The organism is uncultured Amnibacterium sp. (assembly GCF_964250715.1).
In the GTDB taxonomy this organism is placed as follows: Bacteria; Actinomycetota; Actinomycetes; order Actinomycetales; family Microbacteriaceae; genus Amnibacterium.
Map to the genome: position 1 here is coordinate 59,331 of NZ_CAXUGX010000010.1, position 23,522 is coordinate 82,852.

Below are 23,522 nucleotides of genomic sequence, written 5' to 3' on the forward strand. Positions count from 1 at the left end.
GCGGTGAGGGCGGCGAACCGGGTGACGTCAGTCGAGGGCGCCGCCGCGCCAGAGGCCGGCGCTGGCGGAGAGCTCCTCGGCCATCGTCGCCAGGCGTGCGGCACGCTTGGTGAGGGTCTGAGCGCGGTCCGGCTCGGTGGCGTCCGCGTCGTCCGCCAGATCGGTGCTGCCGGCGGCGGTGACACGTGCGAAAGCCGCCGCCCGGTCCAGCGCCACACCCAGGTCGCCCTGGAACACGCCGCGCAGGATCTCGTCTGCGACGGCCAGCAACTCCTCCGGCCCCGCGGGGTTCGGCGCTCCGGCGATCACGGGGTCGATGGAGGAGAGCCGGGCCACCCCGCGCTCGAACGCCAGAGCGATGCCGGCGGAGTCGTGGCGGATCATCTCGCGCAGCAGATACAGCCGCCAGAGCGCCCCCGGCAGTGTCGCCGGCGCGGCGCGCGACCACAGCTCGGCGACGGCGTCGATCCCCTCGCGCTCGGCGAACGCGACCAGCCGCTCCACGACCTGCGGGTCGGGATCCGCGCGGACGCGCGAGACGAGCGCGATCGCCGTCTCGTGCGCCGAGCGGACGAGCACGGCCGGATCTTCACCGCCCTGCACGGCGTCGAAGCGGTTGGCGGGCATCCGCACCGGCCGATGGAACGCTTCCGTCATGCCGTCCACCCTACGAGCGCCTGCTGCGCCCTCGGCTGCAACCAGAGGGTGAGGGTTGAGCGTTCCCCGATTGTTCCCTGGTAACCCGCACGACAACCGAGTAGCGTTCGGTGGTTGTTCTTCGACCCCGTCTGAAAGGCTCCTCCTTTGAACGCTCTTGTCGTCATCCTCGCCATCATCGCGATCATCCTGCTCATCACCGGCGGCGTCGCACACACGCTGAGCTTCCTTCTCTACATCGGCGGCATCATCCTGGTGATCGCGATCATCGTGTTCCTGCTGCGGTTCATCCGACGCAACGTCTGACCTGGCTGACGCTGAAGGCCCGCGGGTATCCTGACGCCGCGGGCCTCTAGCTCAGTTGGCAGAGCAAGGGACTTTTAATCCCTGGGTCGTGGGTTCGAGCCCCACGGGGCCCACTCGATCGGCTTGCCTGCTCGGTTTGCTCCCCGGTGCTCGTTCCATATCGTCAGCGGCGACGGCCCGCGACGGTCGGCGCTATGACGAGTGCCGCGACGACGAGTCCGATCACCAGCAGGAGCGACGAGCCGGTCAGCGCGACGTGTACGGCACCGACCACCGATGCGGCTCCGGCGGCCGACGAAGTCAGGACGGTGAGTCCGATGCAGCTGCCGAGTTGGTGCGCGGTGTTCAACAGACCCGATGCGGCACCCGCCTCCTCGTGTAGAAGAAGAACCCGATCATGGCGCCGAGGTAGAGGAAGCGGACGCCGTAGGCGCCGGCGCGAGCCCGGTCGGCGAACAGGTGAAGCGCCGAGGGCAGGTTCATGGAGCACATCGCGATGCTCGAGAGCGGCGACGACCCAGCCACGACCACGACGTGGCTCGAGCACATCACCGACGAGGACTTCAACGGGCACTGATTCCAAGGCGACTCCCACAGGGCCGCGCTCTGCGCTCCCCTGCGGGTGAGCGCGAGGTCTCGAGAGCTGTCTGCTGCTCCGCTTCCCCGACCACTCGCCGGAGCGTGACGGCGAGGACCACCGAGACGATGACGAACGCGAGCGCGATGAGCGGGATCGTCGCGATGCCGAGCACGTCGATGATGATGCCGCCGATCGTGGCTCCGAGCGCGAAACCAGCCTGAGCAAGCAGCACGCCAAAGCTCGTCGCGGTCTCCGGTGCACGTCGTCCGGTGAGCAACAGAAGACGAGTGCTTCCCCGTCCGGTCGTCGCGCTCCGCGAACGATGCGGGACGCGCCAGCGACTCGCGGATGACTTCGGCACCGGTACTCACACTGGTTGTTGCCCGACTCGACGAGAAAGGTTCACGCGTACTCGTCCATCCTGCGACCCCGTCCGAGGCCCAGACGCCAAAGCCTTGACTTGGCACTTGCTTTTGTAAGTGTGAGCCTCGTCAAGGACAGGAAGCATGAGAGGGAGACCACGATGACCACGATGTTCGTCAACCTGCCGGTGACCGACCTGGAGCGCGCGAAGGCGTTCTACACCGCCGTCGGATTCCGCATCAACCCGCTCTTCACCGATCACAACGCGGCCTGCGTCGTTGTCGAGGAGGACCACAGCTACTTCATGATCCAGGTCCGCGAGTTCCTCCAGACGATGACCGAGTTGCCGATCGGCGACCCGGCGGTCAACCCCACCTCGGGGACCGCGATCTTCGTCGACAGCAGAGAAGCCGTCGACGTCGCGGTGGCGGCCGGCGTCGCTGCGGGCGGCTCCGAGCTCGGCCCGGCGTCGGACTACGGCTTCATGTACCAGCGGGGACTCGCCGATCCCGACGGCAATATCGTCGACTTCGGCTGGATGGACCCGGTCGCCGCGGAGCAGGGCCCCGCGGCCTTCGCGAGCCAGCAGGCTTGAGGGTCTGTTGGCCGCACGCGACTACGGGCAGTACTCCGGCATCACGCAGGCTCTCGAGCTGGTCGACGAGCGATGGGCCCTGCTCATCGTCCGCGACCTGCTCGTGGGGCCGCGCCGCGGCGAACTCGCCGCGGGACTCCCCCGGATCCCGAGCAACATCCTGGCGGCGCGACTCAAAGGGGCGAGCTCGCCCCAGAGCGCGCGATCGCGACCGGCGTCGTCGAGGTGCTGCGCGGGCACGGCGACCTGCTCGACCGCTTCGCGACCACCTTCCACCTCGCCGCCTGACTCGAAGCCCGGAAGTGACGCGGTGGCCCTCCGGCGCCGCACCCGACCTGCCGCTCTCCCCAGGGTCCGCCGGGTCAAGGCCCCGAGGTCGCCGCTCGGATGTCGAGGGCGCCGCGGCGTCCGACGGCCCAGACCGTCAGCGCGAAGCCGCTGAGGATCGCGCCGGCGACGGTCACCGCGGTCCAGCCGCCGCGCGCCCACAGGAACGAGGCGAGCCCGGACCCGATGGCGCCGCAGATGAAGTTGCTCGTGACGAACGCCGTGTTCAGGCGGCTCCGGGCAGTCGGGTCCACCTGGAACATGCGCGTCTGCACCGTGATGTTGTGCCCCTGGATCGCGATGTCCAGCACCAGGATCGCGACGATCAGCACGATGACGGAGGCGGCACCGAGCCCGGCGACCACGAAGGCCACCAGGACGAGTACCCAGGCGAAGCCGATCGTGGGGAGCCCCAGGCCTCGGTCCTGCAGCCGGCCCGCACGTTGCGCTGCGGCCGCACCGGCGAGACCGACCAGACCGAACAGGCCGATCGCCGTGACCGAGAAGGAGAAGGGCGGGGCGCTCAGCAGAAAGGTCAGCGCCGTCCAGAACAGCGTGAAGACGCCGAACGAGGTGCCCCCGAGCACGAGACTCCAACGGACGGACCGCTCGTGGCGCACGATCCGGAACACGGAGGCGAGCAGTGCCGGGTACGGGAGGCGCGTGCGCGGCGCGAGGGGCGGGATCGACCGGAACAGCAGCGCGGCGAGGACGAGCGCCAGCACAGCCGCGACGACATAGATCGCCCGCCATCCGGCCGCACCGGCGATCAGCCCGCTGACGGTCCGCGACACGAGGATCCCGACCAGGATTCCGGAGACGACGGTGCCGACCACCCGGCCTCGGTTCGTGTCGTCCGCAAGGTCGCCCGCGAGCGGCGCGAGGATCTGCCCGGACACGGTCGTCAGACCGACGAGCGCGAGCGTGACCAGCAGTACTCCGAATGTCGACGCCAGCGCACTCGCACCGAGCGCGGCGGCGGCTGCGAGCAGGGCGACCGGCACGAGCACATGGCGGTCGAGCAGGTCGCCGAGGGGGACGAACAGGAAGACGCCGACGGCGTAGCCGAGCTGGGTCGCCGTCACCAGCCACCCGGCCGCGGCCGTGTCGGTGTGCAGATCCCGGGCGATGAAATCCAGCAGCGGCTGGGACCAGTACAGGTTGCCGACCGCGGCGCCGCCCGCCACAGCGAACAGCAGGGTGAGTCGACGATTCATGGTGTGGTCTTTCGATCGTGTCGTGAGGGTGACTCGGCCCAGCCGACACCGGGCGGCCCGGAATGCCTGTCCGAGCATCCCAGGCTCTGGACGATCGTCCGAACGTCATGGTGCATCTCGGGCGCCCAGGGGAGAACGGCGTGACCGACACGGGGCCGGGCTAGGTGATCTCCCGCCTCATCTTCTGTGCGGGTTGGCCGACGGATGACCGCGGCGAACGCCGCGAAGCAGGCTCGCGGGCTGCGCGCTCGGACGCCTGCTGTACCCCTGAGCCCGGAGCCCGGCGTCCGCGTGGCGGCGGTTCGACCGGCATCGGCCCGAGCCGCGCCCAAATCGGCTGAAGTCGCAGGCGTCGTAAAGGCTCTCTGCTCGTGTCGCTGCGCGACACGCCGCGGACCGTGCATTAGCGTGCCGACGTGCCGCGATCGGAGCCGACGGATCGCCGCCCCACCGCCGGTGTCGTCCCCACAGCCCGCCGCCGCACCACCCCGACGGCCATCGCGCAGACCACCCGGCGAGGGCCTCATCCGGCCAAGATCCTGGTGATCGGCGACGACCCGATGCTCGGCTGGGGGTCGGGGGTCGAGATCTCCTCACTGCCCGGCCGTCTGGCCGACCGACTGCAGGCCGAAACCGGACGAGGCGTCGAGATCGACCTGCGCGTCGGTCCGGACATGACCATCCCCGCGTCGGTGCGAACGCTGGGGCAGGCACGGCTCTGGCGCTACAGCGCAGTCATCATCGCGTTCGATCCGGGTCGTTCCTGGCGTCGCCAGATGACGGGGCACTGGCGCCGGCACCTGGGTCGCATGCTGGACGTCCTGCAGTCCGAGACGTCGTTCTTGACGCATATCGCTGTGCTGTCCACGGCCCGTCCGGACGACGCCGACTGGTCCGCGCCGGTGCGCGACGCCTGCGCGGCGGTCTGCGAGATCCACGAGCGCACCGTGCTCGTCGAACTGAACGCCGGACAGCGGACGGGGAACCGCACAGAGTCCTGGTCGGACGCCGTTGCGGTGGAGTTACTCCCCCACCTGGCGGACTTCCCCGTAGAAGCGGTCGACTCCGTCGGCAGTGCCGAGACCGAGGATCGGCGTGTTCGCGCACTGCACGCCACCGGCGTACTCGACACCGCCGAGGATGAGGGGTTCGACAGCATCGTGGAGCGGGCCCGCAAGCTGTTCGACGCCCGCGCCGCCGAACTGAACTTCATCGACCGCGATCGGCAGTGGACGAAGGCCGCCAACGGCATCCCCCGCGGGCAGCTGCCGCGCACCCTGTCGCTCTGCAACATCACGCTCCAGCAGCCCGAAGGCCTGATCGTCGGGGACGGCCGGCAGGACGAGCGGATCCGCGAGCACCCGTTCGTGGCGGGCGCCCCGGGCATCCGCTTCTACGCCGGGATCCCGGTGGAGTCGCCCGACGGGCAGCGGATCGGGTCGCTCTGCGTCTGGGACCTGGAACCGCACGAGACCTCGGAGGCCGACGTGCAGGCCCTGCGCGAACTGGCCGTGCACGCCCAGCGGGAACTCGCGCGGCACTCGACCCGCTGACTTCCGAAGGTCCCGTCAGCAGGACTGTGCCGTCAGCGGGACACAACCGCAGGTCCCGTCAGCAGGACCGGGTCCCGTTCGCAGGCCCGTGGTCGACCAGGAACCTGCTGTCGGGACCCTGTCCTGCTGTTGTGCTGTCGGCGGGCCTGCGGCGGTCGCGGCGGCGGCGAAGGGCCGGGCGTCAGGCGGGGAGGCGGCGGATGCCCCAGCGGGTGACCCACTGCTCGTCGGGCTGCAGCCAGCGGAGGCCGAGGCCGCTGTTGAAGGCGTCGGGGGCGCAGGTCATCGGCTCGATCGCGATCGCGTCCACGGTGCCGTCCGCGGCCACGTAGTGCTCGTTCGTGAAGACCTGGGTGTAGGCGAAATCCGCATCCGCCCACAGCTCCGTCCCGCTGCCGTCCGGTGCGGTGAGGCGATGCCGGATGGCGCCGTCGATGAGTCGTAGGCCGCCGAGCGGGGTGTCGAGCGTCGCGGCCGTCAGGGGCAGGCCGCTGCGCAGGTCGAAGGGGGTGCCGTCCACCGGGCGCTCCTCCACCGGGATCTGCCGCTCGTCCACGACGAAGTAGGTGTCGGCGTGCACGGTCAGCACCAGGTCGCGCACGGGGACGTCGCCGACCCGCAGGTAGGGGTGCGCTCCGATGCCGACGGGCGCCGGGCGGTCGGAGGCGTTGTGGATGCGGTGGGTGACCGTCAAGCCGTCGTCGGTCAGCTCGTACCGCACGGAGGTGTTGAGGTGGAACGGATAGCCGTGCTGCGGGAAGACCGGCGCCGACAGCGTGACCGCGTCCTCGGCCTGGTCCGTCACCCGGTATCCCGTGTTGCGCAGCAGCCCGTGGCTCGCGTTGCCCATCGACGGCTCCGTGACGTCGAGTTGCTGTGTCGCGCCGTCGAGCTTCCAGCGCGCCCCGGCCACCCGGTTCGGCCACGGGACCAGCACGATGCCGGAGGCATAGGAGGGCGGCGCGTCCGGCGCGTAGTCCTGCACGAGCTCGACCCCGGCCACCGAGACCCGCCGGAGGCCCGCCGCCAGTTCGGCGACGGTCGCAGTGACCGGGCCCGCGGTCCCCTCGCGGTGGAGGACGTGCTGCGCTCCGGTCGCCGGGGTCATGCGATCACCGTACGGCGTCCGCGCTGCGCCCTACCCCGCAGAGAGTCGGCACGACGACGCCCGGTGCCGCCGCGATACGGTGGAACGGCAGTCGGCGCACCACTCGCCGACTGTCCGCGACGCGAGAGAAGGCCATGGCCGCAGACCTGATGGACGGCGCCGCGCTGGCCGAGTCCACCCTGACGCGCATCGCGGCGCAGGTCGCCGACGGGCTGGCCACGGGTCGCCGGCCGCCGGTGATCGCGACCGTGCTGGTCGGCGACGACCCGTCGTCGCATACCTACGTGCGCATGAAAGTGCGTCGAGCGCAGCGGGTCGGCATGGAGCCGCGACGCATCGACCTGCCCGCCTCGACCACGACCGCCGAACTCGTCGCGGTCATCCAGGGGCTGAGTGCCGATCCCGGCGTCGACGGCGTGCTGCTGCAGCATCCGGTACCCGACCACATTGACGAGCGGGCAGCGTTCGAGGCGATCCCGGTGCATAAGGACGTCGACGGCGTCACCTACGCCTCGTTCGCCCGCATGGAGTTCCACACGCCCGGATTCGCGTCCGCGACGCCCGGCGGCATCCTGCGCCTGCTCGACGCCTACGACGTGCAGCCGGCCGGCCTGCACGCCGTCGTCGTGGGCCAGGGGCCGATCCTCGGCAAGCCCCTGAGCGCGCTGCTCCTGGCCCGCGGTGCGACCGTGACCAGCTGCCATCGGCTGACCCGCGACCTGCGCGGCCATGTCGAGCGAGCCGACCTGCTGGTCGCGGCGGTCGGCCGGGCCGGGCTGATTCCCGGCGAGTGGATCAAGCCGGGTGCGGTGGTGATCGACGCCGGATACAACCCCGGTGGCGTGGGCGACGTCGAGTTCGAGGGCGCCCGTCAGCGCGCCTCCCTAATCACTCCGGTGCCGGGCGGCGTCGGCCCGATGACGATCGCGGTGCTGCTGGATCAGACCGTGCAGGCCTGGCTGACGTCCGCCGACCCGGCTGCCGTCACCGACTGAGACGTGCGGGTCCGGCGGGCGCTCCGCCGCCGACTACGCCCTCCGCCTACCACCGCGCTCCGCGTACCACCGCGCTCCGGCTACCAGCGTTCCAGGCCCTCGTAGAGCGGGAAGCGGCCGGCCAGTTCGGTGACCTCGGCGCGGAGCCCGGCGATGTCGGGGTCCGGCTGCAGCACGCGGGCGATGATGTCGGCCACCACGGTGAACGCCGGCTCGTCGAAGCCGCGGGAGGCGAGCGCCGCCGTGCCGATCCGCACGCCGGACGTGGTCATCGGGGGCCGCGGGTCGAATGGTACGGCGTTGCGGTTGACGGTGATGCCCGCCTCGTGCAGCAGATCCTCCGCCGCGCGCCCGTCCACCTGCGACGCTCGCAGGTCGGCGAGCACCAGGTGCACGTCGGTGCCTCCGGTCAGTACGCCCACGCCGGCGGCCCGCGCATCCGGCGCCATCAGCCGCTCCGCGAGCACCCGCGCGCCCTGCACCGTGCGCACCTGCCGGTCGCGGAACTCCTCCGTCGCAGCCAGCTTGAACGCGGTCGCCTTGCCGGCGATGACGTGCATCAGCGGGCCGCCCTGCTGGCCCGGGAAGACCGCCGAGTTCAACTTCTTCGCGTACGTCTCGTCCCGGGCCAGGATCACGCCGGACCGCGGGCCGCCGAGCGTCTTGTGCACGGTGGAGGAGACGACGTCGGCGTGGGGCACCGGGGAGGGGTGCAGGCCGGCGGCGACCAGGCCGGCGAAGTGCGCCATGTCGACCCAGAGCTTGGCGCCCACCTCGTCGGCGATGTCGCGGAAGGCGGCGAAGTCGAGGTGCCGCGGGTAGGCCGACCAGCCGGCGATCAGCACCGTCGGACGGTGCTCGCGCGCCAGATCGCGCACGCGGTCCATGTCGATCAGGAACGACTGCGGGTCGACCCCGTAGGTGACCGCGTGGTAGAGCTTGCCGGAGAAGTTGAGCTTCATGCCGTGGGTCAGGTGGCCGCCGTGCGACAGCTCGAGGCCGAGGATGGTGTCGCCCGGCTGAGCGAGCGCGGCGAGCACCGCGGCGTTGGCGGTGGCGCCGGAGTGCGGCTGCACGTTGGCGTAGCCGGCACCGAACAGCGCCTTCGCGCGGTCGATGGCGAGCTGCTCGGCGACGTCGACGAACTCGCAGCCGCCGTAGTACCGCTTGCCCGGGTACCCCTCGGCGTACTTGTTGGTCAGCACGCTGCCCTGCGCCTGCAAGACGGCCCGCGGCACGAAGTTCTCGCTGGCGATCATCTCCAGCGTGGTGCGCTGGCGGTGCAGCTCCTGACGGAGCACCTCGGCGATCTCGGGATCGACCGACTCGAGGGACTCACCGAGCGTGACGACCGGAGGGGTGGTGACCGGGCCGGTGAGGTCGGGACGGGTTGCGAACGACTGCGACATGGTCGCTCCGTTTCTTCTGACGCGGACGGTCTTCCAGCTACACAGTCTTCCAGGGGGTCCGTCTTTTCGAGGGACCCGGTGCTTACTGCGGCCCAGGCGTGCGACGCGATCGTGCTCGTCGCTCCCCGGTGGTGACCACCCGAACGCCAGTTGCGACGTTCACCACTCTACCCACGGTGCTGTCGGGGGCGCCGACGAGGCTGCGCGGTGCGAGCGTCGCGGCGGCCCGCTGTGCGACGCCGGCGCGTTCGCGGAGTCGGTCGAGCACGCGCTTGACGTCGGCGGCGTCGATCGAGGGATCCCGGGCGCCGAACACGGCTCGCTCGTACGCCGAGCGGAGCGCGTCCACCGACCGCAGCGCTGCCGCATCCTGACCGAGTGCGCGGTGCAGGGCGGCGGCGGTGACCCGCGGTGAGGCGCCGACCGGCAGGGGCACGCCGAGGTCGGCGGCGGTGTCCAGCACCTCGCGCCAGGCCAGGCCGGCGGTGCCGGGATCGGGGAACCGGCCGAAGCGCCGCCGGCGCCGGAGTACGCGGGCCGTTCCGGGCAGCAGCAGCACCACGACCACCAGCGCGCCGATGCCGAGCGCCTGCAGCCACGCCGTCGCGGTCTCGCGGGCGGTGCGGGCGGGATCGCCGGTCGCCGGATCGTTCGCGGCGGTCGACGGCGCCGCGGACGGCGTCGCGGAGGCCTGACTCGCCTTCGGATCCGCCGACGCGGCCGCCGCCGAACTCGGTAGTGGGGCGTACGCCGGCACGTCACCGCGACCGGGCGTCGGCTCGAACCGCGTCCACCCGATGCCGGCGAAGTACAGCTCCGGCCACGCGTGCAGGTCGTTGCTGGACACCGCGAAGCGGGCCGTCGGACCGGCTTCACGCACCCCGGGCTGGTAGCCGACGACGACCCGGGCGGGAATCTTCAGCACCCGCGCCATCACGGCCATGGTGGAGGCGTAGTGGATGCAGTAGCCGGCCTTCACCTGCAGGAACTTGTCGATCACGGCGAGTCCGTCGCCGTTGTAGTTCTGCTGCGCCGGGGTCGCCTCGTCGTACCGGAAGTCGGTGCTCGTCAGGTGGTTCTGGATGGCGAGGGCCTCTGCGTACGGCGTCGCCGCACCCTTCGTCCAAGCTGCGGCCGTACTCGTGATACGGCCGGGGACGGTCGCCGGCAGGTCGAGCGACTGGTCGTCGCCCGCGGGCGACGGGCTGGTGGCGGCGCGCAGTTGCGCAGCCGTGGCGCGCACGTCGTTGCTCTGGACGGTGTAGTCGGTCACGGGTGTGACGTCGACGCGCCTGACCAGGGTGAGGCCGCGCTCGTCCCAGGCGAACCGGCCCGGCACCTGCACGGAGGTGGCCGGGTAGGGCAGCGGCAGGCGCTCGGTGATCGAGCCGGGTGACGCCGCCGAGACGCGGGTGGTGACCGGCGTGACCGCGGCGGTGGAGAGTCCGGCGGCGGCGGGCGGGCGCAGCAGGTCGCGGTTCCCGTCCGCGTCGTTCGGGCGCCACGTCGTTCCGCTGAACCGCTCCAGCACGGCCAGCCGCAGATACACCGGCTGGGTGCTGGTGGTCGTGTAGCTGAGCACCGGGGTGTCGGCGCCCTGCCGCAGGTTCTGGCCGAGGCGGATCAGCGGATCGACCCCCGCGCCGAACAGTGGGCCCGGTGCCGCACCGGCATCCTCCACGTACGGCACGGGCAGCACGAGCTGGACCAGCAGGGCGAGCACGGTGGCGCCGGCGGCGGCGACGCCGAGCCCGGCGACGCGCGCCGGCAGCAGGCGGCGGCGGCGGTCAGCCGCGATCACGGCCAGTACGGCGAGGGCGACGGCGACCAGCAGCACGCCGCTCGTGTCGGTGCGCAGCGCCTTGCCGGGTACCACCGCGAGCGCGAGGGGGACGAGCATCGCGCCGAGCGGCGCCCGGTACCCGACCGCGACGGTGTCCACGATGATGGCGGCCAGGGCGAAGCCGATCGCGACGATCAACAGGATGCCCTCGGTGGGCATCGCCGGCACGCTGTCCGTGGATATCTGGGCGACCGCGGCGAGCACCGCGCGCATGACCGCGTCGGACGACTCCGCGGTCGGCAGGATCAACGCGATGCCGCGACCCTCGCCGTCGAAGGCGGTGGCGAGCAGCGGGATGGTGGTCAGGCCGAGCAGCGCGGCGGCGGGGTTCGGCATCCCGAGCCGCCGTCCTGCCGCGGTCGCGAGCACCGCCGCTGTGGCCATGGTGGCGCCGGCGAGCCACCAGAGCGAGCCCTGCACGATCGGGATGAACGAGAGCCCCGCGATCAGCACGGAGATCAGCCCGGCGGCGCTGACGCCCGCGTCGTTGCGATGCTCAGGCACGGTCCTGCCACGCCTCCGACACGGGCCGACGGGGATCGAGTCCGGCGGCACGCCAGCCCCGGGGAGCGGGCACGGCGCCCGATGCGCTGCCGACGATCGAGACGACGCCCGCGATGCCGCCCGTCAGCCGCGGCAGATCCCGCAGCTCGCCCGCCGCGCCCTGCCCGGTGACGAGGTGCAGCACCTGCACGTCCACCCCGAGAGACGCGGTGACCAGCTCGCGGAGCGGTCGACCGCCGGTCGCCCGCTCGATCGTGGCGAGCACGGCGAATCCGGTCTCGGGCTCGTCGGCGACGCCGTGGCGCGGATCGGTGATCAGTCGGGCGACGCCGCGACCGCTGCCGGCGTGCGCGATCAGCGACGCGACGCATTCCACGGCCCATTCGAAGTCGCTGCCGCTGGCCCAGACGTGCTCGCGCACGTCGAAGGCGATCGCCGTCGAGGTGGCCAGCACGGCCGTCTCGGAGCGCACCATCAGTTCGCCACGATGGGCGGTGGAACGCCAGTCGACGGTGCGCAGGGCGTCGCCCGGGCGATATTCGCGGGCGATCGCGTCCCGCTGGTCGCCCGTCGCACCGGTGGCGGTGGAGTCGGCCGGATCCAGGTCGACGCGGGCGTGCAGCACCGGCGGTCCGACCGGATGCACGGTGGGCAGCACGGTGAGCGTCGTCGTCTCGCCGGCGGACCGGCGGGCGATCGCGACACCCAGGGGATCGAGCCGGTCGATCTCCAGCGGCCCGATCGCGAGCAGTCCCCGCCGAGCGGCCGCGACCCCGTAGGAGACGTCGGCCGGTGCAGCGCCTGGACGCATCGTGGGCAGCACGCCGGCCGCCGCCCCGATCACCGCGACCCGGTCAGGGAGCCGGTCCCGCCACTCCGCCGACAGCGCGGAGCCGGCTACCTGCAGGTGCACGTCCACCGGGATGCCCGGCGACGCGGTCTCGGGCACGACCCGGCGGGTGACGCCGAGCCGCACCGGAGACACGGTGACCGCGACCACGCCGACCAGCACGAGCGCGGCCACGAACGCCGCCGTGGCCAGCAGTGCCGGCCAGCCGAGCGCGTACGCGGTGATTGCGGCGATGCCGGCGGACACGAGCAGCGCCCAGCCGCGCGGGGTGAGCCGCACCGAACGACGGCGCGATGCGGTCACTGCAGTGGCACGGTGGTCGTGGCGACGATCCGGTCGATGACGTGCTCGGCGGCCTCGATCTGCGCGTCGCGCCGTTCGACGGCCTGCCGTCGTAGCACGATCCGGTGCGCCAGCACCGTGCGGGCGAGCGATTCCACGTCGTCGGGCAGCACGAAGTCGCGGCCGTCGAGCAGTGCGACCGCCTTCGCTGCGCGCATCAGCTGCAGGCTGGCGCGCGGGCTGGCACCCAACCGCACGTCGGGATGCGACCTCGTGGCGCCGACGATCGCGAGCACGTACGTCTCGACGGCGTGCGAGACGAAGACCGAACGGGCACTGCGGGCGAGCGCGGAGAACTGCTCGGTGGTGACGACCGGGATCAGCGCGTCGATCGGGTCGCTGCGGTCGTGGGAGCGCAGCATCGCGCGCTCGGCGGCCTGATCGGGGTAGCCCATGGAGATGCGCGCCATGAAGCGGTCGCGCTGCGCCTCGGGCAGCAGGTACGTCCCCTCCATATCGACGGGGTTCTGGGTGGCGACGACGGTGAACGGTTCGGGCAGCGGCCACGTGGTGCCGTCGACCGTCACCTGCGCCTCCTCCATGCTCTCCAGCAGCGCGGCCTGCGTCTTCGGTGAGGCGCGGTTGATCTCGTCGCCGACAACCACGTTGGCGAAGACGGCTCCCGGCTTGAACTCGAATCGGCCGCCTGCCTGGTCGAAGATCGAGACGCCGGTCACGTCGGACGGCAGCAGGTCGGGCGTGAACTGGATGCGGCTGACCGAGCCGCCCGTCGCCCGGGCGAGGGCCTTGGCGAGCATCGTCTTGCCGACGCCGGGTACATCCTCGATCAACAGGTGGCCGCCCGCGATCATCACTGCGAGCGCGGCACGGATCACATCGTTCTTGCCGTCGATCACGGTGGCGACCGCGGCGACGATCGCCTCCGCCACCGGACGGGCGTCGACGACGGCGTCGGTGGTCGTGCGGGCGGCGGAGGTGGAGCGTTCAGCCATGGGTCCCTCTCGTGCTGCCAGCAGAATAGGCGACGAATCCGGGGTGCCGTCCTGACCGGTGGCTACAGTGAGCGCCGTGAGCGAGCCCGCGCCGACGGCGGCCCAGCCGACCGGAGCCCAGCCGGCCGGGGCCCAGCCGGCCGAAACCCAGACGATCGAGGCGCCGACCCACTGGGTGCTTTCGCTGGTTTGCGCCGACCGGCCGGGCATCGTGCACGCGGTCAGCGGCGCCGTCGTGACCGCCGGCGGCAACATCACCGAGTCGCAGCAGTTCACAAGCGGCGACACGGGCCGGTTCTTCATGCGCCTGCAAGTGCAGGCGCAGGTGACGTACGACGAGTTCGCGGCCTGTCTGGCACAGACGGCGGAGCGGTTCGGTATCGAGTGGCGGCTCGATACGGTCGGCCGGCCGCTCCGAACCCTGGTGCTCGTCTCAACCGCAGGTCACTGCCTGAGCGACCTGCTGTTCCGACAGCGCTCCGGCGACCTGCCGGTGAACGTTCCCCTGGTGCTCAGCAACCACAGCGAGCTGGCCGACCTGGCCGGGTTCTACGGAGTGCCGTTCGAGGCGCATCCGATCGCCGGACCCGAGGACAAGGCTGCGTTCGAGCGTCGGCTGCTCGCGGCGGTCGACGAGCACGACATCGAACTGGTGGTGCTCGCGCGGTACATGCAGATCATCTCGCCGGCGACGTGCGCGCTGCTCGCCGGACGCATGATCAACATCCACCACTCCTTCCTGCCCGGGTTCAAGGGAGCCAACCCGTATCGGCAGGCGCACGCTCGCGGAGTGAAGCTGATCGGCGCCACGGCGCACTTCGTCACGAGCGACCTGGACGAGGGACCGATCATCGAGCAGAACGTGGTGCGCGTCGACCACAGTGCGGACGTGGGCCGCCTGATCGCGGTCGGTCAGGACGAGGAGAGCCGCACCCTCACCCAGGCGGTGACCTGGTTCGCGGAGTCGCGAGTGCTGCTCGATGGACGCCGCACGATCATCTTCCGCTGAGGGCCGAGCGCTTGGAGGTCGGCGCGGGATCGGGCACTGCGGCGACGGCCGGACCCGCGGAACCGCGCCGTCGAGTGGCTCGAATTGGGGGGACGACCGATCGTTCTACCGGCGTACCCTGAGCGAGGGCCTACGGCTTCCGGGGGGAAGGCTACGGGTCCGATTCCTGAGGGGGAGCAGTGCAAAGCAGGGGGACCGTCTGGCGCCGTCGCGCCGGCTTCGTCGCCGTCCCCCTGGTCGTGGGCCTCAGCTCGCTGCTGCTGACCGGCGCGGACGTGGCCTTCAGCAGCACCACATCGAACCCGACGAGCTCATTCAGCGCCGGCACCCTGAACCTCACGAACAACGACACCGTCACGGCGAATGCCACGGTCACCGCCGCCGGTCCCACCACCGCCGGATCTGCTGGCGCCACCGGCTCACGCTGCTTCACGGTGACTTCCACGGGATCGCTGCCCTCGACGGTGAGGTTGTACGACTCGCTGGGCGCGAACACGAATTCACTGTCCTCCTACATCTCGGTGACGATCTCGCAGGGCACGGGGACGAACTCGCTCTGCACCGACTTCACCCCCCTCGCATCCGGAGCGACGCTGTACACCGGCACGCTCCTCGGTGCGGGCTCCGCGTCGTCGTTCGCCACAGGTCTCGGTACGTGGACGCCGACCGGCGGCGTCAACGAGTCGCGCGACTTCAGGGTCGACTACGCCGTGTCGTCGACCGCGCCGAACACCACGCAGGGTTCCTCGACCGCCTTCACCCTGACCTGGGAGGCGCAGAACCAATGAGGCAGAACCCGATGAGAGCGGCCCCCGGTTCGTTCCGGCACTGGACGGGAGCGGTGGCGCGCGCCGCCGTCGGATCGCCCCGACGCCGGACGCTGACCGCGCTCGTCGCCGGTGTCGCGACCGCCTTGGCAGTCGTCGGCGGGTCGGCGGCCGCCGCCTTCACCGCGACGACCGCGTCGCAGCTGACGACGGTGAACACGACCACCTACCCGTGCTTCACGCGGTCACCCGCGGACTCGCCCTACTTCTACTGGGCCTACAACGAGGCGTCGGGCACGAGCTTCACCGACTCCTCCGGAAACAACCGCGGCGCAGTGATGCTGAGTGGAACGCGGACGGCCGGAACCTGCATCGCGAACGCCAGCCCCGTCTTCACGACGACGGCGACATCGGGTGGGGCCTTCTTGACGTACACGACGGCGCCCCCGACCGACATCACGATCGAGACCTGGTTCAAGACCGCCGCCAACGGCACCACGGGCGGCGGTCGCATGATCGGCTACGGGAACATGCCGAACGGGTCGTCGACGACATACGACCGGGTCGCGTACATGGACAATGCGGGCCATGTCTGCTTCGAGATGAACTTCGGCAACCCGGCTTCGATCTGCACCGGCAGCACCTACAACGACGGGACGTGGCACCTCGTCGACGTCTCGGTCGTCGGCGGCAACGCCCAGGGAGCCCGGGTCCTCTACATCGACGGCGTGAGTCAGGCGACCGGAGTATCGGCTCGCACGTCCTCGTCCTACGGCGGGTACTGGCGGGTCGGAAGCGACGCCGTCGGCGACCTGCAAACGGCGGGGAACAGCCTGAACACCGCCTCCGGCACCTCTGCGAACTCGGGGCCGACGAACACGAGCTGGCCCGGGTCGCTCGACAACACCGCCGTCTACAGCGCGATCCTGACCCAGACGCAGGTCACGGCGCACTTCAACAACAGCAAGAACGCGCGGTAGCGCCGGCGTTCAGCCCAGTCGGGCCTGCAGGTTGGTCGTGATGGACGCCAGGAACTGCTCCGTCGTCTCCCACTGCTGCTCGCGACCGACGAGCCCCGCGAGGTCCTTGGTCATCGAGCCGCCCTCGACCGTCTTGATGACCACGTCCTCGAGGGTCGCGGCGAAGTCGATCAGCTCCTGGTTGCCGTCGAGCTTGCCGCGGTGGGCCAGCCCGCGGGTCCACGCGTAGATCGACGCGATCGGGTTCGTGGAGGTGGGCTTGCCGGCCTGGTGCTGCCGATAGTGCCGCGTGACGGTGCCGTGGGCTGCCTCGGCCTCCACGATCTTGCCGTCCGGGGTGCTGAGCACGCTCGTCATCAGGCCGAGCGAGCCGAAGCCCTGCGCGACGGTGTCGCTCTGCACGTCGCCGTCGTAGTTCTTGCACGCCCAGACGTAGCCACCCTCCCACTTGAGACTGGAGGCGACCATGTCGTCGATCAGGCGGTGCTCGTAGGTGAGGCCGGCGGCGTCGAACCGTTCCTTGAACTCGGCCTCGAACACCTCCTGGAACAAGTCCTTGAACCGGCCGTCGTAGGCCTTCAGGATCGTGTTCTTGGTGGAGAGGTAGACCGGGTAGTTGCGGTCCAGGCCGTAGTTCAGGCTGGCGCGCGCGAAGTCGCGGATGGAGTCGTCCAGGTTGTACATGGCCATCGCCACGCCGCTGCCGGGGCTCTGGAAGACCTCGAACGACTGCGCCTCCGAGCCATCCTCGGGCTGGAAGCTGATCGTGAGCGTGCCGCGGCCCTCGAACCGGAAGTCGGTCGCGCGGTACTGGTCGCCGAACGCGTGGCGGCCGACGACGATCGGCTTGTTCCAGCCGGGGACCAGCCGGGGGATGTTCGAGATGATGATCGGCTCGCGGAAGATGACGCCGCCCAGGATGTTGCGGATGGTGCCGTTGGGGCTGCGCCACATCTTCTTCAGGCCGAACTCCGCGACCCGGGCCTCGTCCGGGGTGATCGTGGCGCACTTGACGCCGACACCGTGCTTGAGGATCGCGTTCGCGGCGTCGACGGTGATCTGGTCGTCGGTCTCATCGCGCTTCTCGATGCCGAGGTCGTAATACTCCAGGTCGATGTCGAGGTAGGGGTGGATCAGGGTGTCCTTGATCGACTGCCAGATGATGCGGGTCATCTCGTCGCCGTCGAGTTCGACGACGGTTCCCTCGACCTTGATCTTCGCCATGTGCGTGACTCCCGTGTCTCGGCGCCCGGAAGCGGTCTCGCGGGCGACGTTCACCTTATCGGCGCCCATCTGGACGCTCGCGGGAGGGCGGGACGGGCGAACCGCTGGGGGGGGCGGCGAGCGCACCCGGTTGCGCTGCGGCGGGATCGGGCGGGGCAGTAGCCTGACCTGCGTGGCAGCCCTGCGACTGGAACCGCTGAACGCGGCGAACATCGTGGCGGCCAATTCGCTGAACCTGAAGCCGGGCCAGCAGGCGTTCGCGACGCCCGTCTCCTACGCGCACGCGGAGCAGTCGGTGGACCCGTCGACGTCGTGGCCGCGGGTGGTGATGGACGGCGACCAGGTGGTCGGCTCCATCATGGGCAACCTGGATCCGAACGCCGCGAGCGAGGAGTTCCGCTGCTGCGTGTGGCGGCTCAATGTGCGCGCCGACCAACAGGGGCGCGGCATCGGCCGATTCGCGGTGCACGGCCTGGCGGAGGAGGCGCGGTCGCGGGGCTTCGACCGCATGACGGTCATCTGGGAGCCGGGCGACGACGGCCCGGAGTCGTTCTTCTTGCGCATCGGGTTCACGCCCGTCGGCGAGACCCAGTTCGGCGAGACGCTGGGCGCGCTGGCCCTCTGACCCGTCCGCCCGAATTCGCGTCAGCTGACCAGGCGCGCGCCTGGTCGGACGTCTCGGATCGGGGCACGACCACGGGAGGGGCTTCATGGCACGGGTGTTCGACCGCGGCGGCGACTACACCGAGGCGGTGCTGGAGGTGGTCTGGCGCATCCCGCCGGGCCGGGTGATGACGTACGGCGACGTCGCGTGGGTGTTCGGCCGGCCGGGGGCCCGTGCGGTCGGCATGGTGCTGCGATACCACGGCTCGGGCGTGCCCTGGTGGCGGGTGATCCGAGCCGACGGCCATCCGCCGACGGGCTTGGAGGCGGAGGCGCGCACCCGATACGAGGCGGAGGGCACCCCGCTGCTCCCCACCGACACCCCGGCGGCCTACCGCATCGACCTCCCCCGCGCCGCTTGGTCGCCTGCTGATGCACGCTCTGACGCACGATCGGTTGAGGGGCGATCGGCCTGATGCACGACCGGCGAAGGGCTGGCACATGACGTGGACGCTGAACGAATCGGTCCGGCTGCCCGACGGCGTGGTGCGGTGGCGGGCGTTCGGCGTGGGAGCGCCCGTGGTGCTCGTGCACGGCACGCCGTACTCGTCGTACCTGTGGCGCGACATCGCGGTCGCGCTCGGCCGCAGCGGCCGGCGGGTGCTCGTGTTCGACCTGCTCGGGTATGGCCAGTCGGACCGACACGAGGGCCAGGACCTGACCCTCGCCGCGCAAGGACGCAACTTCGCCGAGCTGCTGCGGCGCTGGGGCCTCGATCGGCCGAGCATCGTCGCGTGTGACATCGGCGGTGCCATCGCGCTGCGCGCGCTGCTGCTCGAGGGCGCCGCATACTCCGATCTGACCCTCTTCGACGCTGTGACCGGCGGCGAGTGGGAGCGTGGCCTGTTCGCGCTGATCCGCGAGCATCACGAGGTCTTCGAACGACTGCCCGCCTATGCGCACGAGGCGCTGGTAGCCGCGCACTTGCGCAACGGGACACGACAGGGGTACCGGCCCGGCGTGCTCGAGACCTATCTGCAGCCGTGGCTCGGCGCGGGCGGCCAGGCCGCGTTCTATCGCCAGTACCGGCAGCTGAGCCAGGCGGACACCGCGGAGTACGAACATCTGCTCGCCGCGATCGATATCCCCGTGACCCTGCTCTGGGGCCGCGACGACCGGATCCTGCCGCCACCGTATGGCGAGTGGCTGGAGCAGCACATTCCGAACCGCGGCCTCACCTGGATCGACGGTGCGGGCCACCTGCTCCCCGAAGACGCGCCGGCCCAACTCCTGGAACACCTCACCCGAACCTGAAGACAGCAGTCGAGCACGCGGCGACCATCACACGAGGCTCCCGCGCCATGCCGCATGCAGGGCGGCGAAGCGGCCGGTGCCGGCGATCAGGTCGTCGGGGGTGCCGTCCTCGACGATGCGGCCGTGCTCCATCACGAGCACGCGGTCTGCGATCGCGACGGTGGACAGCCGGTGGGCGATGATCAGGGCGGTGCGGTCGGCGAGCAGCGTCTGCAACGCCTCCTGCACCAGTCGTTCGCTGGGGATGTCGAGCGAGGCGGTCGCCTCGTCCAGGATCAGCACGGCCGGGTCCGCCAGGAAGGCGCGGGCGAACGAGATCAGCTGCCGCTGTCCGGCGGAGACGCGGCCGCCGCGCTTGTTCACGTCGGTGTCGTACCCATTCGGCAGCGAGCGGATGAATCCGTCGGCGCCGACCGCTCGGGCGGCGGCCTCGATCTGGTCGCGCCCCGCGCCGGGCTTGCCGAGCGCGATGTTGTCGGCGACGGAGCCGGAGAACAGGTACGCCTCCTGGGTGACCATGACGATCGCGCGACGCAGGTCGTTGCCGGCCAGCTCGCGCAGGTCGATGCCGTCGACCATGATGGCGCCGTCGCTCGGGTCGTAGAAGCGGGCGATCAGCTTGGCGAGGGTGGACTTGCCGGCGCCGGTGGAGCCGACGAGGGCGATCGTCTGACCGCCGGGCACGTCGAGGTCGAAGGTGGGCAGCACCTCGCGGCCCGTCTGGTACGCGAAGCGGACCCGTTCGAACCGCAGATGGCCGCGAGCGGACGGCAGCGCGGTGGGCGACACGGGCTCGGGAACGCTCGGGCGCTCCTCGAGTACCCCGGAGATCTTCTCCAGCGCCGCCTCCGCCGACTGGTAAGAGTTGTAGAAGGTGGCGAGCTGCTCCATCGGGTCGAAGAACCGCCGGGTGTAGAGCACCGCGGCCAGCAGCGACCCGATCGCGAGCCCGCCCTCGGCGGCGCGGAAGCCGCCGACCAGCAGCACGGCGGCGACGGTGATGTTGCCGATCAGCACGAGGCCGGGGTCCAGCACGCCGAAGAGGCGGATCGCGGAGGCGTTGATGCGGCGGTAGTCCTCGGTGAGGGCGCCGTACTCCCGCTCGTTGCGCGGCTCCTTGCGGAACGCCTGCACCGCCCGGATGCCGGTCATCGTCTCGACGAAGTGCACGATCAGCCGGGCGGAGGCCGTGCGGGACTCGCGGAACACGGCCTGGGACCGCTTCTGGAACCAACGGATGATGAAGGTCAGCGGGATGAACGACAGGGCCAGCACGGCGCCGCTGCGCCAGTCGAGCAGCGTCAGGGCGACAGCCGTGAACAGCATGTACAGCACGCCCTGCGCCAGCTCGTTGATGCCGCCGTCGAGCAACTCGCGGATGGAGTCCAGGTCGCTCGTCTGCCGCGAGATGATGCGGCCGGACGTGTACGACTCGTGGAAGTCCAGGCTGAGGCGCTGCGTCTGCTGGAAGACCCGCTTGCGCAGGTCGATCAGGATCGCCTGGCTGATCCGCGCCGTCTGCACGGTGTAGGCGGCCATCAGCACGCCGGCGGCGACCCCCGCGATCAGGTAGATCACGACCGCGCCGACCAGCGGGATCGGCTGGCCCTTCAACAGCGCGGGCAGCCCCGTATCGATGCCCCAGGCGATGATGGCGGGGCCGAGCACCTGCGCCGCGGTGCTGATCAGCACGACGACGGCGGTGATCAGCAGCTGTCGCTGCAGGGGGCTGAGCAGACTGCCGAGCAGCCGCACCGATCGACGGCGGAGCGCTGCGCTCTCGACGCGGTTCAGGTCGGTGCGCTCCTCGCCCGCGACTCCGGTGACGGTGCTCACGCGGTCACCTCCGTCAGGTCCTCGGTGCGATCCTCGATCGGTCTGCCGTCGATCGGCTGCTCGTCGAGGCTGGAGATCACGTAGCGGTACTGCTCGCTGGTCGCGAGCAGCTCGGAGTGGGTGCCGACCGCGACGACGCGGCCGTTCTGCAGCAGTGCGACCCGGTCGGCCAACTGCACGGTGGAGGGGCGGTGGGCGACGATCAGCGCCGTCGTCCGGGTGAGCACCCGACGCAGGGCGGCCTCGACGAGCGCCTCGGTGTCGACGTCGAGCGCGGAGAGCGGATCGTCGAGCACGAGCACGCTGGGATCGGCGGCGACCGCGCGGGCGAGCGCGAGGCGCTGCCGCTGCCCACCGGAGAGGCTGAGCCCCTCCTCGCCGACCGTCGTCTCGACGCCGTTCGGCAGGTCGTAGACGAACGACGCCTGGGCGATGTCGATCGCGTCGCGCAGCACGTCCTCGCCCGCGTCGGGGCGGCCGAGCAGCACGTTGTCGCGCACGGAGGCGGAGAACAGGGTCGCGTCCTCGAACGCCATGGCGATGTGCCGCCGCAGCTCCTCGCGGTCGAAGTCGCGCAGGTCGATGCCGTCCAGCTTCACGGACCCGCCGGTCACGTCGTACAGGCGGCCGGCCAACTCGACGACCGTGGTCTTGCCCGCGCCGGTGATACCGACGAGCGCCATCGTCTCGCCTGGCTCGATCGCCAGGTCGACGCCGTCCAGCAGGTCGGGGCTGCCCGCAGGCGCATCGGGGTAGTGGAAGTGCACGCCCTCGAACGTCAGCCGGCCGAGCGCGCGCTGCACGTGCCGCGGGTCGGCGGGGTCGGTGATCGTGTTCTGCTCGTCCAGCACCTCGAACAGGCGGTCGGTGGCGGTGCGGGAGTCGAAGAGCATCGACAGCAGGAACCCGATGGACTCCAGCGGGAACCGCAGCACGGTGCCTGTGGCGAAGAAGGCGACCAGGCCGCCGACGGTGATGCCGCCCACCGACGCCTGCCACACTCCGACGAGCAGGCAGAGCGCGAAGGCGACGTCGGGCACGAGCAGCAGCCACAGCCAGATGCCCGCGAGCGCCTGCGCCTTCTCGATCTCCGTGCCGCGCAACTCCTCCGCTCGGGCCGCGAAGTTCGAGAGGGCGTGCCGGCCGCGCCCGAAGGCCTTCAGCACGCGGATGCCGTGCACCGACTCCTCGACCAGGGTCGCCAGGTCGCCCTGCTGGTCCTGGCTGCGCCGCGCGACCACGTGGTAGCGGCGCTCGAAGCGGAACCCGTTGATCCAGAGCGGGATGGAGCACACGATGAACACCAGGGCGAGCACCGGGTTCATGCTGAGCAGCAGAACGAATCCGATGATCACGGTCAGCACGTTCACGACCAGGTAGACGAACCCGAACGCGATGAAGCGCCGGATCAGGCTGAGGTCGCTCATCGACCGCGACAGCAGCTGCCCGCTCGGCCACCGGTCGTGGAAGGCGACCGGCAGGTCCTGCAGCTTGGCGTACAGGGCGCGGCGGATCGCGGCCTCCACGTTCGTCGCGGGGCCGACCACGGACAGGCGGCGGAGGGCGATCAGCACGGCCTCGAGGATGCCGAGCACCGCGACCAGCAGCACCGCGCCGGGGACCGCGGAGGGGTCGCCGTTCTTCAGCGGGCCGTCGACGAGTCGCTCGAGCACCTGAGGAATGGCGAGCGAGACGATGGCGGCGCCGAGCGCGACGAGGATGCCGAGCAGGATGGACGGTGCGGCGGGACGGGCGAAGACGACGAGGCGCCGCATCGCCTGCAGCGTGGTCGGCTGGCCGGCGGAGGGTTGCCGGGCGCGCGGTTGCCCCGTTGTTGAGGGACTGTCTGGACTGGTCATGAGGTTTCCTCGCAGGCTGCGCGTGCTGCGGACGTGATGGGGCGCCGACGGGATCGCGCCGGGCCAGAAGGTGAACGGCGGTCGAGTCGAACGGCGGCGCGACGATGCGGCGGTGGGGCGGAGCGGTGCTGCTGGTGCGCCAGTCAGGCGGCGCGACCGGGCACGAGCGGCCCGGGAACGTACGGCACGCGTGCACCGTCACGGGCACGGGTGCTGGCGACGGGGATGATGCCGGTCGGGAGCAGCGTCACGGCGTCGATCGCGATGTTCGACATTGGCCGACCTCCTGTCCGTCGCGGCGGCACGCGAAGGCGTACGGCCAGCTGCC

At 71.0% G+C, this 23,522-nt stretch carries 25 protein-coding genes, 1 tRNA gene, 4 pseudogenes and 1 riboswitch; of the genes and pseudogenes, 15 read left to right on the plus strand and 15 right to left on the minus strand.

Annotation, left to right across the window (positions count from 1 at the left end):
- Positions 1-27: 27 nt before the first annotated feature.
- Positions 28-657 carry a DNA-directed RNA polymerase subunit beta gene (locus ACFE7H_RS10755; RefSeq protein ID WP_375401233.1) on the minus strand — a complete coding sequence of 210 codons (630 nt, stop codon included), beginning with the start codon at positions 655-657 and terminating at the stop codon, positions 28-30.
- Positions 658-804: 147 nt separating this feature from the next.
- On the opposite strand from ACFE7H_RS10755, the gene ACFE7H_RS10760 reads away from it, so the two are divergent.
- Positions 805-963 (plus strand): hypothetical protein, encoded by a 159-nt coding sequence (locus ACFE7H_RS10760; protein ID WP_375401234.1) that lies wholly within the window; start codon positions 805-807, stop codon positions 961-963.
- A gap of 40 nt (positions 964-1,003) precedes the next feature.
- Positions 1,004-1,076, plus strand: a tRNA-Lys gene (locus ACFE7H_RS10765).
- A gap of 50 nt (positions 1,077-1,126) precedes the next feature.
- Here ACFE7H_RS10765 and ACFE7H_RS10770 read toward each other — a convergent pair.
- Positions 1,127-1,312, minus strand: coding sequence for a hypothetical protein (locus ACFE7H_RS10770; RefSeq protein ID WP_375401235.1), 186 nt, complete (start codon positions 1,310-1,312; stop codon positions 1,127-1,129).
- Complete coding sequence (locus ACFE7H_RS10775; RefSeq protein ID WP_375401236.1) at positions 1,309-1,446, minus strand: hypothetical protein; 138 nt, start codon at positions 1,444-1,446, stop codon at positions 1,309-1,311. Before ACFE7H_RS10775 ends, ACFE7H_RS10770 begins: the two co-directional genes overlap by 4 nt.
- On the opposite strand from ACFE7H_RS10775, the pseudogene ACFE7H_RS10780 reads away from it, so the two are divergent.
- A pseudogene (locus ACFE7H_RS10780) lies at positions 1,427-1,540 on the plus strand (cupin domain-containing protein); the annotation flags it as partial. The gene ACFE7H_RS10775 and the pseudogene ACFE7H_RS10780 sit on opposite strands and share 20 nt — an antisense overlap.
- Here the strand turns inward: ACFE7H_RS10780 and ACFE7H_RS10785 are convergent.
- On the minus strand, positions 1,527-1,820 hold the full coding sequence (locus ACFE7H_RS10785) for a hypothetical protein (protein WP_375401237.1): 294 nt from the start codon (positions 1,818-1,820) through the stop codon (positions 1,527-1,529). The pseudogene ACFE7H_RS10780 and the gene ACFE7H_RS10785 sit on opposite strands and share 14 nt — an antisense overlap.
- A gap of 246 nt (positions 1,821-2,066) precedes the next feature.
- Between ACFE7H_RS10785 and ACFE7H_RS10790 the strand changes: the two genes are divergently transcribed.
- Both ACFE7H_RS10790 and ACFE7H_RS10795 read left to right on the plus strand, forming a co-directional pair.
- The gene (locus ACFE7H_RS10790; RefSeq protein ID WP_375401238.1) at positions 2,067-2,501 is read left to right on the plus strand and encodes a VOC family protein; all 435 of its coding nucleotides are present in this window, start codon (positions 2,067-2,069) and stop codon (positions 2,499-2,501) included.
- Positions 2,502-2,508: 7 nt separating this feature from the next.
- Positions 2,509-2,721, plus strand: a pseudogene (locus ACFE7H_RS10795) (winged helix-turn-helix transcriptional regulator); the annotation flags it as partial.
- Between the two features lie 142 nt (positions 2,722-2,863).
- On the opposite strand, the gene ACFE7H_RS10800 reads toward ACFE7H_RS10795, so the two are convergent.
- Complete coding sequence (locus ACFE7H_RS10800; protein ID WP_375401239.1) at positions 2,864-4,045, minus strand: MFS transporter; 1,182 nt, start codon at positions 4,043-4,045, stop codon at positions 2,864-2,866.
- Between the two features lie 416 nt (positions 4,046-4,461).
- Here ACFE7H_RS10800 and ACFE7H_RS10805 point away from each other — a divergent pair, with 416 nt between their 5' ends.
- Positions 4,462-5,598, plus strand: coding sequence for a GAF domain-containing protein (locus tag ACFE7H_RS10805; RefSeq protein WP_375401240.1), 1,137 nt, complete (start codon positions 4,462-4,464; stop codon positions 5,596-5,598).
- 181 nt (positions 5,599-5,779) lie between these two features.
- On the opposite strand, the gene ACFE7H_RS10810 is transcribed toward ACFE7H_RS10805, so the two are convergent.
- Positions 5,780-6,706, minus strand: coding sequence for an aldose 1-epimerase family protein (locus ACFE7H_RS10810; RefSeq protein WP_375401241.1), 927 nt, complete (start codon positions 6,704-6,706; stop codon positions 5,780-5,782).
- A 134-nt stretch (positions 6,707-6,840) separates the two neighbouring features.
- Here ACFE7H_RS10810 and ACFE7H_RS10815 point away from each other — a divergent pair, with 134 nt between their 5' ends.
- Positions 6,841-7,701: a bifunctional 5,10-methylenetetrahydrofolate dehydrogenase/5,10-methenyltetrahydrofolate cyclohydrolase gene (locus ACFE7H_RS10815; RefSeq protein ID WP_375401242.1), complete on the plus strand. Its 861-nt coding sequence runs from the start codon at positions 6,841-6,843 to the stop codon at positions 7,699-7,701.
- Positions 7,702-7,781: 80 nt separating this feature from the next.
- Here the strand turns inward: ACFE7H_RS10815 and glyA are convergent, their stop codons facing one another.
- Positions 7,782-9,110, minus strand: a complete 1,329-nt coding sequence (glyA, locus tag ACFE7H_RS10820) for a serine hydroxymethyltransferase (protein WP_375401243.1) — start codon at positions 9,108-9,110, stop codon at positions 7,782-7,784.
- 83 nt (positions 9,111-9,193) lie between these two features.
- Positions 9,194-9,274: riboswitch (ZMP/ZTP riboswitch) on the minus strand.
- A gap of 288 nt (positions 9,275-9,562) precedes the next feature.
- Here glyA and ACFE7H_RS10825 point away from each other — a divergent pair.
- Complete coding sequence (locus ACFE7H_RS10825; RefSeq protein WP_375401244.1) at positions 9,563-9,805, plus strand: hypothetical protein; 243 nt, start codon at positions 9,563-9,565, stop codon at positions 9,803-9,805.
- A 140-nt stretch (positions 9,806-9,945) separates the two neighbouring features.
- On the opposite strand, the pseudogene ACFE7H_RS10830 reads toward ACFE7H_RS10825, so the two are convergent.
- Positions 9,946-10,281, minus strand: a pseudogene (locus ACFE7H_RS10830) (transglutaminase family protein); the annotation flags it as partial.
- On the opposite strand from ACFE7H_RS10830, the gene ACFE7H_RS10835 reads away from it, so the two are divergent.
- On the plus strand, positions 10,193-10,375 hold the full coding sequence (locus tag ACFE7H_RS10835; protein ID WP_375401245.1) for a hypothetical protein: 183 nt from the start codon (positions 10,193-10,195) through the stop codon (positions 10,373-10,375). The pseudogene ACFE7H_RS10830 and the gene ACFE7H_RS10835 overlap by 89 nt on opposite strands.
- Before the next feature lie 26 nt (positions 10,376-10,401).
- Here the strand turns inward: ACFE7H_RS10835 and ACFE7H_RS10840 are convergent.
- The 3 genes and pseudogenes from ACFE7H_RS10840 to ACFE7H_RS10850 form a co-directional block, all read right to left on the minus strand.
- Positions 10,402-11,508: pseudogene (locus tag ACFE7H_RS10840) on the minus strand (DUF3488 domain-containing protein); the annotation flags it as partial.
- Positions 11,450-12,610 carry a DUF58 domain-containing protein gene (locus ACFE7H_RS10845; protein ID WP_375401246.1) on the minus strand — a complete coding sequence of 387 codons (1,161 nt, stop codon included), beginning with the start codon at positions 12,608-12,610 and terminating at the stop codon, positions 11,450-11,452. The gene ACFE7H_RS10845 and the pseudogene ACFE7H_RS10840, both read right to left, overlap by 59 nt.
- Entirely contained in the window at positions 12,607-13,602 is a 996-nt protein-coding gene (locus ACFE7H_RS10850) for an AAA family ATPase (RefSeq protein ID WP_375401247.1), read from the minus strand. Before ACFE7H_RS10850 ends, ACFE7H_RS10845 begins: the two co-directional genes overlap by 4 nt.
- A gap of 154 nt (positions 13,603-13,756) precedes the next feature.
- Here ACFE7H_RS10850 and purU point away from each other — a divergent pair, with 154 nt between their 5' ends.
- The 3 genes from purU (at position 13,757) to ACFE7H_RS10865 (ending at position 16,358) form a co-directional block, all read left to right on the plus strand.
- Entirely contained in the window at positions 13,757-14,611 is an 855-nt protein-coding gene (gene purU, locus ACFE7H_RS10855) for a formyltetrahydrofolate deformylase (protein ID WP_375401309.1), read from the plus strand.
- Between the two features lie 179 nt (positions 14,612-14,790).
- Positions 14,791-15,399 (plus strand): hypothetical protein, encoded by a 609-nt coding sequence (locus ACFE7H_RS10860; protein ID WP_375401248.1) that lies wholly within the window; start codon positions 14,791-14,793, stop codon positions 15,397-15,399.
- 11 nt (positions 15,400-15,410) lie between these two features.
- The gene (locus tag ACFE7H_RS10865; RefSeq protein WP_375401249.1) at positions 15,411-16,358 is read left to right on the plus strand and encodes a LamG-like jellyroll fold domain-containing protein; all 948 of its coding nucleotides are present in this window, start codon (positions 15,411-15,413) and stop codon (positions 16,356-16,358) included.
- A gap of 9 nt (positions 16,359-16,367) precedes the next feature.
- Here ACFE7H_RS10865 and ACFE7H_RS10870 read toward each other — a convergent pair whose 3' ends face one another.
- The gene (locus ACFE7H_RS10870) at positions 16,368-17,582 is read right to left on the minus strand and encodes an NADP-dependent isocitrate dehydrogenase (RefSeq protein WP_375401250.1); all 1,215 of its coding nucleotides are present in this window, start codon (positions 17,580-17,582) and stop codon (positions 16,368-16,370) included.
- 172 nt (positions 17,583-17,754) lie between these two features.
- Here ACFE7H_RS10870 and ACFE7H_RS10875 point away from each other — a divergent pair, with 172 nt between their 5' ends.
- From ACFE7H_RS10875 to ACFE7H_RS10885, 3 genes are all read left to right on the plus strand, one after another.
- Positions 17,755-18,207, plus strand: coding sequence for a GNAT family N-acetyltransferase (locus ACFE7H_RS10875; protein ID WP_375401251.1), 453 nt, complete (start codon positions 17,755-17,757; stop codon positions 18,205-18,207).
- An 85-nt stretch (positions 18,208-18,292) separates the two neighbouring features.
- Positions 18,293-18,661 (plus strand): MGMT family protein, encoded by a 369-nt coding sequence (locus tag ACFE7H_RS10880; RefSeq protein ID WP_375401252.1) that lies wholly within the window; start codon positions 18,293-18,295, stop codon positions 18,659-18,661.
- Between the two features lie 25 nt (positions 18,662-18,686).
- Positions 18,687-19,499 carry an alpha/beta fold hydrolase gene (locus ACFE7H_RS10885; protein ID WP_375401253.1) on the plus strand — a complete coding sequence of 271 codons (813 nt, stop codon included), beginning with the start codon at positions 18,687-18,689 and terminating at the stop codon, positions 19,497-19,499.
- Between the two features lie 27 nt (positions 19,500-19,526).
- Here the strand turns inward: ACFE7H_RS10885 and ACFE7H_RS10890 are convergent, their stop codons facing one another.
- From ACFE7H_RS10890 to ACFE7H_RS10900, 3 genes are all read right to left on the minus strand, one after another.
- A complete protein-coding gene (locus tag ACFE7H_RS10890; protein ID WP_375401254.1) occupies positions 19,527-21,335 on the minus strand; it encodes an ABC transporter ATP-binding protein in 1,809 nt (602 codons plus the stop codon).
- Complete coding sequence (locus ACFE7H_RS10895; protein WP_375401255.1) at positions 21,332-23,194, minus strand: ABC transporter ATP-binding protein; 1,863 nt, start codon at positions 23,192-23,194, stop codon at positions 21,332-21,334. The genes ACFE7H_RS10890 and ACFE7H_RS10895 overlap by 4 nt, the downstream gene beginning before the upstream one ends.
- 143 nt (positions 23,195-23,337) lie before the next feature.
- On the minus strand, positions 23,338-23,469 hold the full coding sequence (locus tag ACFE7H_RS10900; protein ID WP_375401256.1) for a hypothetical protein: 132 nt from the start codon (positions 23,467-23,469) through the stop codon (positions 23,338-23,340).
- Positions 23,470-23,522: the final 53 nt, after the last annotated feature.

Bases quoted from the DNA above. Each gene is read 5' to 3' on its own strand.
- ACFE7H_RS10755 (WP_375401233.1), bottom strand. From the start codon at position 657: ATGACGGAAGCGTTCCATCGGCCGGTGCGGATGCCCGCCAACCGCTTC.
- ACFE7H_RS10775 (WP_375401236.1), bottom strand. From the start codon at position 1,446: ATGAACCTGCCCTCGGCGCTTCACCTGTTCGCCGACCGGGCTCGCGCC.
- ACFE7H_RS10790 (WP_375401238.1), top strand. From the start codon at position 2,067: ATGACCACGATGTTCGTCAACCTGCCGGTGACCGACCTGGAGCGCGCG.
- ACFE7H_RS10800 (WP_375401239.1), bottom strand. From the start codon at position 4,045: ATGAATCGTCGACTCACCCTGCTGTTCGCTGTGGCGGGCGGCGCCGCG.
- ACFE7H_RS10810 (WP_375401241.1), bottom strand. From the start codon at position 6,706: ATGACCCCGGCGACCGGAGCGCAGCACGTCCTCCACCGCGAGGGGACC.
- ACFE7H_RS10815 (WP_375401242.1), top strand. From the start codon at position 6,841: ATGGCCGCAGACCTGATGGACGGCGCCGCGCTGGCCGAGTCCACCCTG.
- glyA (WP_375401243.1), bottom strand. From the start codon at position 9,110: ATGTCGCAGTCGTTCGCAACCCGTCCCGACCTCACCGGCCCGGTCACC.
- ACFE7H_RS10835 (WP_375401245.1), top strand. From the start codon at position 10,193: ATGGCGAGGGCCTCTGCGTACGGCGTCGCCGCACCCTTCGTCCAAGCT.
- ACFE7H_RS10850 (WP_375401247.1), bottom strand. From the start codon at position 13,602: ATGGCTGAACGCTCCACCTCCGCCGCCCGCACGACCACCGACGCCGTC.
- ACFE7H_RS10865 (WP_375401249.1), top strand. From the start codon at position 15,411: ATGAGAGCGGCCCCCGGTTCGTTCCGGCACTGGACGGGAGCGGTGGCG.
- ACFE7H_RS10870 (WP_375401250.1), bottom strand. From the start codon at position 17,582: ATGGCGAAGATCAAGGTCGAGGGAACCGTCGTCGAACTCGACGGCGAC.
- ACFE7H_RS10880 (WP_375401252.1), top strand. From the start codon at position 18,293: ATGGCACGGGTGTTCGACCGCGGCGGCGACTACACCGAGGCGGTGCTG.
- ACFE7H_RS10885 (WP_375401253.1), top strand. From the start codon at position 18,687: ATGACGTGGACGCTGAACGAATCGGTCCGGCTGCCCGACGGCGTGGTG.
- ACFE7H_RS10895 (WP_375401255.1), bottom strand. From the start codon at position 23,194: ATGACCAGTCCAGACAGTCCCTCAACAACGGGGCAACCGCGCGCCCGG.
- ACFE7H_RS10900 (WP_375401256.1), bottom strand. From the start codon at position 23,469: ATGTCGAACATCGCGATCGACGCCGTGACGCTGCTCCCGACCGGCATC.